Source organism: Streptomyces sp. NPDC058691 (assembly GCF_042714775.1).
Lineage (GTDB): Bacteria > Actinomycetota > Actinomycetes > Streptomycetales > Streptomycetaceae > Actinacidiphila.
The window spans coordinates 115,010-125,075 of the sequence record NZ_JBHXSO010000023.1 but is presented as its reverse complement, the minus strand read 5'-3'; the positions used below and the strand labels follow the sequence as shown (position 1 = coordinate 125,075).

6 protein-coding genes and 1 pseudogene are annotated in these 10,066 nt (G+C 73.8%); 5 read left to right on the top strand and 2 right to left on the bottom strand.

Annotated elements, in window-relative coordinates:
- Positions 1-58 precede the first annotated feature (58 nt).
- Positions 59-1,063: a phosphatase PAP2 family protein gene (locus tag ACFWVC_RS18525; RefSeq protein WP_384286504.1), complete on the bottom strand. Its 1,005-nt coding sequence runs from the start codon at positions 1,061-1,063 to the stop codon at positions 59-61.
- Positions 1,064-1,589: 526 nt separating this feature from the next.
- Here ACFWVC_RS18525 and ACFWVC_RS18520 point away from each other — a divergent pair.
- Positions 1,590-3,221 carry an MFS transporter gene (locus ACFWVC_RS18520; protein ID WP_384286499.1) on the top strand — a complete coding sequence of 544 codons (1,632 nt, stop codon included), beginning with the start codon at positions 1,590-1,592 and terminating at the stop codon, positions 3,219-3,221.
- 81 nt (positions 3,222-3,302) lie between these two features.
- Positions 3,303-4,487 (top strand): acyl-CoA dehydrogenase family protein, encoded by a 1,185-nt coding sequence (locus ACFWVC_RS18515; RefSeq protein ID WP_384286496.1) that lies wholly within the window; start codon positions 3,303-3,305, stop codon positions 4,485-4,487.
- 49 nt (positions 4,488-4,536) lie between these two features.
- On the opposite strand, the gene ACFWVC_RS18510 is transcribed toward ACFWVC_RS18515, so the two are convergent.
- On the bottom strand, positions 4,537-4,986 hold the full coding sequence (locus ACFWVC_RS18510) for a cell division protein SepF (RefSeq protein ID WP_384286494.1): 450 nt from the start codon (positions 4,984-4,986) through the stop codon (positions 4,537-4,539).
- Positions 4,987-5,281: 295 nt separating this feature from the next.
- Here ACFWVC_RS18510 and ACFWVC_RS18505 point away from each other — a divergent pair, with 295 nt between their 5' ends.
- The 3 genes and pseudogenes from ACFWVC_RS18505 to ACFWVC_RS18495 form a co-directional block, all read left to right on the top strand.
- On the top strand, positions 5,282-6,448 hold the full coding sequence (locus ACFWVC_RS18505) for a DUF5685 family protein (RefSeq protein ID WP_384286491.1): 1,167 nt from the start codon (positions 5,282-5,284) through the stop codon (positions 6,446-6,448).
- A gap of 371 nt (positions 6,449-6,819) precedes the next feature.
- Positions 6,820-8,712, top strand: a complete 1,893-nt coding sequence (locus ACFWVC_RS18500; RefSeq protein ID WP_384286489.1) for an FAD/NAD(P)-binding protein — start codon at positions 6,820-6,822, stop codon at positions 8,710-8,712.
- 88 nt (positions 8,713-8,800) lie between these two features.
- Positions 8,801-10,066: pseudogene (locus ACFWVC_RS18495) on the top strand (LLM class flavin-dependent oxidoreductase); the annotation flags it as partial.

The following is a 10,066-nucleotide window of genomic DNA, read 5'->3' as shown; positions in this document are numbered from 1 at the left end:
GGCCATCGCCGTACAGGCCGGGGGAGTACCGCCGGGTGCGTACCGGCGGCTGCCGGGGTCAGCCGGCGGTGCCGCGGCCGCGCCCCGCGCCGCTCTGCCCGAGCGGGCCCGGCCGGGCGGAGCGCTCGGCGGGCGGACGGCGGCTGCCGGCCGGGGTGACCGGGCTGCGCTCATGGCGGGTGGTGTGCGGACGGACCGTGTGGTGGGGCACTCCCGGCGCCGCGTTCGGGGTGCGGCCGCTGACCACCAGGCTGTCCCGGTCGGCCTCGGAGTCCTCCGTGACCTGCGAGGCCGCCATGGCCGGGCTGGCCGGCCGGATGGTGGCGGGCAGCACGGCGGTGCCCCGGCGGCGGGCCCAGGCGCTCCTGATCCACTGCTCCGAGGAGGCCATCAGGGGTTCGAACCAGGGCAGCGCCAGCAGGATCAGCAGGCCGGCCGCCCAGCCGAGCAGCACATCGCTGACCCAGTGGGTGCCCAGATAGATGGTGGTCATGCCGACCCCCAGGGCCAGCAGCGCCGCGATGACCGAGGTCACCCGGCGGACCCACGGCGTGGTGGCCAGATAGGCGAGGACGCCCCAGGTCACGACGGCATTGGCGGTGTGGCCGGAAGGAAATATATCGCCGCCGGCGAAGAGTTCGGCGGATCCGGCGGTGGTCGCGTAGTGCGGGCCGAGCCTGCCCAGCCCGTACTTCACCGATCCCACGGTGACGTTCAGCAGGAGGAGCGAGGTGCCCAGCACCAGCAGTGGGTGCAGAGTGCGCTGCCGCCAGGCGCGCCAGCCCAGCCAGACCGCCACGATCACGGCGGTGGGGCCGCGCTGGCCCAGGACGACGAAGTAGTCCAGGAAGGCGTGGATCTGCGGCCACTGCTTGTACGGCCGGAACATCATGACCTGCCAGTCCAAGGTCACGAGTTTGGACGTGGTCAGCACGGCTACGACGATGGCCACATACGCCACCAGCGTCGAACCGAACAGCAGTCCGCGTGTTCGGCTCATGCGCGGGAGCGCTTGGGCTGTCTCGGGCTCCGCCGGGTGACGAAGCTTGTCATCGGTACGCACTCAATCGACGTTACAGCGTGTGATGGGTGAGTTCGGCCTGAAGAGCCCCTTCGTAATGACGATGTGATGTGGACTGCGTCTCAGTGCACCCATTGGAGGTACTCCCACAGGATGCATTGAGCCAAATGCGCGAACTCCTGGATTTCACGTTTGGAAGCCACCTCGTCCGATCATGGAAAATCCCGCGTTCGATTTCCGCGTTCCCGGTTTATCGGCGATTATCCGAGGCTTTGCCCATGAGTTGTCGCAATGTTTGCCCGCCGTTCATGATCACGGTCGGTCACCGATCGTCTCCGGGCCGCTTCCGGTCGCCTCCGGACCGGGCGGCCGGACATGTCCGGCAGGTCCGACGTGCGGGAATCGGGCGTGACGGGGACCACGTCGGAACGTGACCCGCGCCACCCACCGGCCGCCGGGACTCGCGTAGTGTGTCGATTTCACTCGCCCTCGTCGCTGGGTTCCCCCGGGACCGTCCCCCATCGTCCTGCCCGGCCGCACCGCGAGCGCACCGCTGGGAGGTACGTACATGACAGGGACGACCTCGGCCGGCATCCTCGGGCCGGCCGCCGTCCCCCGGCGCGGCAGGCCGGTCAGCCGCTGGACCGTCCTCATCGTCCTCTGCGTCAGCCTGTTGCTCGTCGCGCTCGACGCGACCGTGCTGCACGTCGCCGTCCCCGCCGTGAGCGAGGATCTGCGTCCCAGCGCGATAGCCCTGCTGTGGATCGTCGACGCCTATCCGCTCGTCGCCGCGTCCCTGCTGATCCTCTTCGGCACCCTCGGCGACCGCGTCGGCAGACGCCGCATCCTGCTGCTGGGCTACGGGATCTTCGCCGTGGCCTCCGCGGTGGCGGCGTTCGCGCCCACCCCGGAGATCCTGATCGGGGCGCGGGCACTGCTCGGCGTCGGCGGCGCGATGATCATGCCGGCCACGCTGTCGATCCTCCGGCAGGTCTTCCCGGACCGCCGGGAGCGGGCGGTGGCCATCGGCGTGTGGAGCGCCGTCGCGGCCGTGGGCGCGGCGGTCGGGCCGGTCCTCGGCGGTTTCCTCGTCGAGAACTTCTGGTGGGGCTCGGTCTTCCTGATCAACATCCCCCTGATGGTCGTCATCCTGCCGATCGCCCGCTGGCTGCTGCCCGAGTCCCGTGGCTCGCAGGACGGCCCGTGGGACGTGGTCGGCGCGCTGATGGCCGCCTTCGGTGTGCTCGGCGCGATCCTCGGGGTGAAGCGGCTCGGCGGCGGGGCCGCGGTGTACGAGCCCTCGGTGCTGGTGCCGCTGCTCGGCGGCGTCCTGCTGCTGGTGCTCTTCGTACGGCGGCAGAACCGGCGCGAGCATCCGCTCATCGACATAGGGATGTTCCGCCGCCCGGCGTTCGGCACCTCCGTGGGGTGCATCGTCCTCGCGCTGCTCGCCCTGGTCGGCCTGGAGCTCATCGCCGTCCAGTACCTCCAGCTCGTCCTCGGCCTCAGCCCCCTGGAGACCGGGCTGCGGCTGCTGCCGCTGACCTTCGCCGCCATGGGCGCCGGACTGCTCGGCTCCCGCGTGCTCTCCCGCTTCGGTCCACGGGCCATGGTCGCGGGCGGCTTCGTCATCACCGCGGCCGCCGTGCTCGGGCTCACCCACATGGGCCAGCACGACCGGCCCTGGGTGCTGACGACCTGCTTCGTGCTGCTCGGCTTCGGCCTGGAGACCACCTTGTTCGCGGCGTACGAGTCGATGCTGAGCGAGGCCCCGGCCGAGCAGGCCGGCGGCGCCGCCGCGATCGGGGAGACCTCGTACCAGCTCGGGGCGGGCCTCGGGATCGCCCTGCTCGGCAGCGTCATGAACGCCGCCTACGCGCCGGGCGTCGCCCGGACCCCCGGGGTGCCCGCCGACGCGGGGGCCGCGGCCGGGAAGTCGCTCGGCGAGGCCTACGAGGTCTCCGACCGCCTCGGCGGGACCGCGGGCGCCTCCCTGCGGCACGCCGCCCGGCACGCCTTCGTGCACGGCATGCACATCACCCTCGTCGTCAGTGCCGCGCTGCTCCTGCTGGGGGCGGTGGCCGCGCTGCGGCTGCCGCGCCGCATGGAGTGCGCCGCCCGGCACACGACGCCCTCCGCGTCCGCCGGGGTCCCCGCGCCGCGTGAGCACGTGATGGCCACGGTGGAGGCGTCCCGCTGAGCCGGGAGCGGGGTCTTTACCCGGCACCGCCGCGCAAGTAGCTTCGGGCGTGAAGCACCGTGATCACCGGAGGGGACGACGATGTCCGCTGGAAAGCCGCCGTTCGACCCGTACGACCCGCTCGGGCTCGACGACCTGCTCGGCGAGGAGGACCGCGCCGTACGGGACACCGTGCGCGCCTGGGCCGCCGACCGCGTGCTGCCGCACGTGGCGCAGTGGTACGAGCGCGGCGAACTGCCGGTGATCCGCGAACTGGCCCGCGAGCTCGGCTCGATCGGGGCACTGGGGATGTCCCTGACCGGCTACGGCTGCGCCGGCGCCACCGCCGTCCAGTACGGCCTGGCCTGCCTGGAACTGGAGGCGGCCGACTCCGGCATCCGCTCGCTGGTCTCGGTCCAGGGCTCGCTGGCGATGTACGCCATCCACCGCTACGGCTCCGAGGAGCAGAAGCAGCAATGGCTGCCGCGGATGGCGGCCGGCGAGGTGATCGGCTGCTTCGGGCTCACCGAGCCCGACCACGGCTCCGACCCGGCCGGCATGCGCACCCACGCCAAGCGCGACGGCTCCGACTGGGTCCTGAGCGGCCGCAAGATGTGGATCACCAACGGCTCGGTCGCCGGGGTGGCCGTCGTCTGGGCCCGCACCGACGAGGGCATCCGCGGCTTCGCCGTCCCCACCGACGCCCCGGGCTTCTCGGCGCCGGAGATCACCCACAAGTGGTCACTGCGTGCCTCGGTCACCAGCGAACTGGTCATGGACGACGTCCGTCTGCCCGCCGACGCGGTGCTCCCCGGGGCCACCGGCCTCGGCGGGCCGCTCAGCTGCCTCAACCACGCCCGCTACGGAATCGTCTGGGGCGCGATGGGTGCCGCCCGCAGCAGCTTCGAGGCGGCGCTGGAGTACGCGCGGACCCGCGAGCAGTTCGGCCGGCCGATCGGCGGCTTCCAGCTCACCCAGGCCAAACTCGCCGACATGGCGGTGGAACTGCACAAGGGCATCCTGCTCGCGCACCACCTGGGGCAGCGGATGGACGCGGGCACGCTGCGGCCCGAGCAGGTCAGCTTCGGCAAGCTCAACAACGTCCGCGAGGCGATCGAGATCTGCCGCACGGCCCGCACGATCCTGGGCGCGAACGGGATCTCGCTGGAGTACCCCGTCATGCGGCACGCCACCAACCTGGAGTCGGTGCTCACCTACGAGGGCACGGTGGAGATGCATCAACTGGTGCTGGGCAAGGCGCTCACGGGCCTCGACGCCTTCCGGTGACGGGCCCGGGGCGGCCGGCTCCGGGGGGCGGGGGCGCCCCGGAGCGGCCTCAGCTCTGGTTGAAGAAGCCGTCGCCGCCGCGCTTGCTGTCGGCGTTGACGACCAGGTAGTCGGGCGGGGTCAGCAGGAAGACCCGGTTGGCCACACGGTCGATGGAACCGCGCAGGCCGAAGGTGAGACCGGCCGCGAAGTCCACGACGCGCTTGGCGTCGGCGGAGTCCATGGCCGTGAGGTTGACGATGACCGGGACGCCCTCCCGGAAGAGCTCGCCGATGCCGCGGGCGTCCCGGAAGCCGTCCGGGGTCACCGTGGCGATGCGCCGCCCCTGTTCCTGCGCCGACTCGGAGGCCACGCGCACACGGGGGTCGGTGACCCAGGAGTCGCCGGGGGACGCCTCGGCGCCCTCGCCGTAGTCGGCGTACTCCTCGTCGTAGTACTCCTCGCCGCCGTTGTCGTCGACGAGGCCCAGCCAGGCGCTCGCGCGTCGTACCGAACCCATGGACGCCTCCTCTCTCACACACGGTCAGTTTGCCGTCCGCATCCCTATCGTCGTCCATGATGCGGAGGATGCGCCAAGTGGATACCCGGCAGGGAGGGGATTCGTGACATACCTGGTGCATTAATCTGCCCGGAAGTACCCGGTTGACGCAGGCGATACGGACACCTGACGGATCATCGGAAAGTTTCCCGCCCGCGAGGGTGACGGCGCACGGCCGGATAGCCGAATCGGCTGACGTATAACATGACCAGCCGATGAGGTGGTCCATCGCGACACAAGACGTGTGGGGGAAGCGATGTTCGGAATCGTCAGGCCGTGCCGGCATCGGCTGCCGGAGAATCTGCGCACCTCCTGGCTGGCCCACCTGTGCGGGCTCTGCCTCGCCCTGCGGGACGACCACGGGCAACTGGCCCGCGCCGCCACCAATTACGACGGCCTGATCATCTCGGTGCTGGTCGAGGCGCAGATCTGGGACGGCGACGGCGCGGGGAAGCGGGCCGCCGTGTCCCGCAGGACCGCCGGGCCGTGCCCGCTGCGGGCCATGCGGACCGCGCCGGTCGCCAAGGGGGAGGGCGCGCGGCTGGCCGCGGCGGTGTCCCTGGTGCTGGCCTCGGCGAAGATGCGCGACCACGTGGCCGACGGCGACGGACTGCTGGCCCGGCGCCCGATGGCCGCGGCGGCGCGCACGGTGGCCCGGCGCTGGGACCGCGCGGGCGCCGCGACCGGATCGGCACTCGGCTTCGACACCGCGGTGCTGGTGGACGCCGTCGGCCGGCAGACCGCCATCGAGGCCGCGGCGGGCCCCGGCACCCCGCTGCTGACCGTCACCGAGCCCACCGAGACCGCGACGGCCGCGGCCTTCGGGCACACCGCGGTGCTGGCCGGACGGCCCGGCAACCGCGCACCGCTGGAGGAGGCGGGCCGCCTCTTCGGCCGGCTGGCCCATCTGCTGGACGCCGTCGAGGACCTGGACGCGGATGCCGCCGCGGGCGCCTGGAACCCGCTGGCGGCCACCGGCACCGGCCTGGACGAGGCCCGGCGGCTGTGCGACGACGCCGTGCACGGCGTACGACTGGCCTTGCGGGACGCGGAGTTCACCGACGGCCGGCTCGCCCACGAACTGCTGGCGCACGAACTGCGCCGCTCGGTGGAGCGTGCCTTCGGGGGGTCGTGCGCGCACTCTCCCGCGGGCCCGGGACAGCCGTCGCCGTCACCCTGGCTCACCCCCGAACCCCCGCACCGGCCCGGTCCGGGGCGCGGGTTGCTCGCCGGGTGCGCGGTGTGGTCGGCACTGTGCTGCACGTGCCAGATCTGCTGCCGGGACCACTACGAGGACCCGTGGTCCGGCAAGCGGCGCGAGGGCTGGTGCTCCCATTGCGACTGCGACTGCTCCGGGTGCGGCGACTGCTGTGATGGCTGCAACTGCTGTGACGGCTGTGACTGCTGTGGGTGCGACTGCTGAACGTGTCGCTACTGCTGGACGCGTGAGGGAGGGAAGGCGCGCGAAGGCCTGAGAAGCCGTCAGGGCAGCCGCCGGCAGCATCGAGGTGCGGGGCGGAACTGCCAGGTCAGCGGCAACAGGACGCCGACCACACCCGACCGAAGTCGATGTGGCCCCGGATGACCAGCCGGCATGTGCGCATGGTGACAGTGGAACAGTTGTGCGTCGGACCCGTCAACCGGACCGGGCGGGCTGCCCGGCATGTGGACGTGCTTGACACCTGCCGCCGCGCGGGGCTTAGCCTCGTGGCGGGCCAGGGGCCCCCGCGTTGAGGGACGCGGTCGCGTGAAGGCATCACCGAGCTTCTTCGAGCGTGCCCACGGAGCCCGCGCATGCCTGATGTCCCCGCCGCCTCTCCCTCGTCCGCTTCGGCACTGTCGGTCGTCATCGTCGGTGCCGGTCCGCGCGGCACCGGACTGCTGGAACGGATCGCCGCCAACGCCGCCGAGTTGTACGACGGCACGCCGCTCGACCTCCATCTCGTCGACCCGTTCCCGCCGGGCGGCGGCCGCATATGGCGGAGTGAGCAGTCCCCGCTGCTGTGGATGAACTCCATGGCCGAGGACGTCACGATGTTCACCGACGAGACCGTCGAGGCCGCCGGGCCGATCCGCCCCGGGCCCTCGCTCGCCGAGTGGTCCGCCGGGGTCCGCGGCGGTGAGTTCGCCGCCACCGGCCTGGACGCGCACACGCGCGCCGAGACGGCGGCACTGACCCCCCGCAGCTTTCCCAGCCGGCGCCTGCAGAGCGCCTACCTGGCCTGGGTCCTCCAGCGGGCCGCCGCGGCGCTGCCGCCGGGGATCACCCTGCACATCCATCCGCACCGCGCGGTACGGGTCACCGGCCCCCGCGACGGCCGCCAGAGCGTCCGGCTGGAGGGCCGCGACCGGCCCCTGCCCGCCGACCTCGTCGTGCTCGCCCTCGGTCACCTCGACGCCGACCCCGGGCAGCAGGCCCTGGCCGCCTTCGCCGCGGAGCGCGGACTGACGTACCTGCCACCGGAGTTCACCGCCGACAGCGACCTGGGCGCGCTCCCGCCCGGCGGGCCGGTGCTCGTACGCGGCCTCGGGCTCGCCTTCGTCGATCTGATGGTGCTGCTCACCGAAGGACGCGGCGGACGCTACGAGGAGGGCGCCGGCGGCGCGTTGACGTACCGCCCCTCGGGGCGGGAGCCCGTGCTGCACGTCGGGTCGCGGCGCGGCGTGCCGTACCACTCCAAGATCGGCTACACATGGGAGGGCGAACCCCCGCCGCTGCCCCGCTTCTTCGGGCCGGCCCAGGTCGACGAGGTGCTGGCCCGGCCCGGCCGCCCCGACTTCCGGCGCGACGTGTGGCCGTCGGTCGCCAAGGAACTCGGATTCGCGCACTACCACCGGCTGTTCGCCGTCCACCCCGAGCGCACCGCCATGAGCTGGGCGGACTTCGAGGAGAAGTACGCGGCCGCCGGACCCGGCGACGCGGACCTGGCGGCCCTGGCCGCGTCCGCCGTCCCGGACCCGGCCGACCGCCTCGACCTCGACGCCCTCGACTCCCCGCTCTCCGGGCTCCGCTTCGACCGCCCGGAGGAACTCCAGGAAGCGCTGCGCGGACGCATCGAGGCCGACCTCGACCGCCGCCACGACCCCGCGCGCAGCCCGGACCTGGCGGTCTTCCTCGGACTGCTGTCGGTGTACGGGCAGATGCTGCGGCTCGGCGACGTCGGCCCGTGGTGGCACGGCTTCTTCAGCCTCCTCGCCTCCGGGCCCCCCGCCCCCCGGCTGCGGCAACTGCTCGCGCTGTCACGGGCCGGGGTGGTCCGCTTCCTCGGGGCGGACACCGAGATCGCCGCCGACCCCGTGCGCGGGGTGTTCCGGGCGAGCAGCCCCAGTGTGCCCGGCGCGGTCACCGAGGCGCGGGCCCTGGTGGAGGCCCGGCTGCCCGAGCCCACCTTGGAGCGCACCCGGGACCCCCTGCTGCGCTCGCTGTACGCGGGCGGCGACGGGGACGGCGCGGGAGCCACCGCCACCCCGGCCGGGCTGCTGGCGGTCACCGCCGACGACGGGCGGATCATCGACCGCTCCGGCCGCCCGCACCCCAGGCGCTTCGCCCTCGGGCCGCACACCGACGCCCGCGCCTCGGGCGCCTTCACCCGGCCGCGCACCAACGGGCCGGCGTTCCGGCAGAACGACGCCACCGCCCGCGCGCTGCTGTCGTTCCTGCGCGGCACGGCCTGTCCGGGCGCGTAGGGCCCGGTCCGCCCGCATCTCACGCGCGCCCCCCGCACTCCCCGCGCGTTCCGCCGTATCCGTCCACCGACCCGGAGGCACCCACCCCATGCCCGCCCCCACCCGCCCGTTGCACCTGGCCGCCGCCGTCGACGGCCGGGGCCAGGACACGGCGTCCGTGTCCGCCCCCGTGGACCTGGCCCGGCTCGCCGAGCGCGGCGCACTGGACTTCGTGACCCTCGACGAGGGCCCCGACTGCTGCGACGCGCTCGCCGCGCTGGCCCGGGTCGCCCCGGCCACGGACCGCATCGGCCTGGTGCCGGCCGTCTCCACCGCCCGTGCCGAGCCCCGCCACATCTCGGCGGCGGTCGCCACCCTGGACCGGATCAGCGGCGGCCGTGCCGGATGGATGGCGGGGGTCCCCGAGGACGTGGGCGGCAGCCGGGCCGGCGGGCGGCGAGCGGCGGCGGGTCCGGCCGCCGAGCGGTGGCGGGCGGCGGCGGAGGCGGCCGCCACCGTCGTCCGGCTCTGGGGCGACGGAGTCGAGGACGAGGGGGGCGAGGGAGCCGACGGAGACGGGGGCGACGGCGGGGCGGGAGCCGGGGCCGCGGGTCGCCTTGCCGGCCACGGCCACGACCCCCTGCCGCATGCCGACGTACGTCCGGCCGCTCCCCGGCCCCCGCAGGGGCACCCGGTGACCGTCGTACGCGCCGTCACACCGCAGGGGGTGGAGACCGCCGCGCGTCACGCCGACGTCGCCTTGGTCCGTGCCGCCGACCGGTGGACGGCCGGGGCCGCCCGGGACGCCCTTCGCGCGCGTGCCGCCGAGCACGGCCGCAACCCGGAACGCCTGCTGGTGCTCGCCGAGGTGGCCGTCGACCTCGGCAACGCCGAACCGCCCGCACGGCTCGGTGCCGAGCCCGTCCTCGTCAGGGACCCCCGGCACGGCCCCACCCACGCGGGCGGCCCCGGTGCCCTGGCCGACCTGATGGGTGCCTGGCACGTCGACGGCGCCGTCGACGGCTTCCACATCCGGCCGCTGAGCCCGGCCCGGGACCTGGAACGCCTCGTCAACGGCACGGTGCCGCTGCTCCAGCACCGCGGGCTGCTGCGCCGCTTCCACCCGGGCGCCACGCTGCGCGAGCACCTGGGCCTGCCCCGGCCCCCGGTTCCGGGCCCGCCCGCAGTGCCGCAGTGGCGCCCGCTCGGGCTGCCCGGGACGCGGTCCGAGGGAGGTGGGGGGTGGGGGGGGGGGGGGTTTTGGGCCGTTCCTCTTGGGGGGGGCTCGGGTTTTGTTTGCTTCCACCCCGGCTGGGGTTTTGGGGTTTTTTTTTTGGGGGGGGGGGGGGGGGGGGGGGGGGGGCCGTTCTGGACG

Bases quoted from the DNA above. Each gene is read 5' to 3' on its own strand.
- ACFWVC_RS18520 (WP_384286499.1), top strand. From the start codon at position 1,590: ATGACAGGGACGACCTCGGCCGGCATCCTCGGGCCGGCCGCCGTCCCC.
- ACFWVC_RS18515 (WP_384286496.1), top strand. From the start codon at position 3,303: ATGTCCGCTGGAAAGCCGCCGTTCGACCCGTACGACCCGCTCGGGCTC.
- ACFWVC_RS18510 (WP_384286494.1), bottom strand. From the start codon at position 4,986: ATGGGTTCGGTACGACGCGCGAGCGCCTGGCTGGGCCTCGTCGACGAC.
- ACFWVC_RS18505 (WP_384286491.1), top strand. From the start codon at position 5,282: ATGTTCGGAATCGTCAGGCCGTGCCGGCATCGGCTGCCGGAGAATCTG.
- ACFWVC_RS18500 (WP_384286489.1), top strand. From the start codon at position 6,820: ATGCCTGATGTCCCCGCCGCCTCTCCCTCGTCCGCTTCGGCACTGTCG.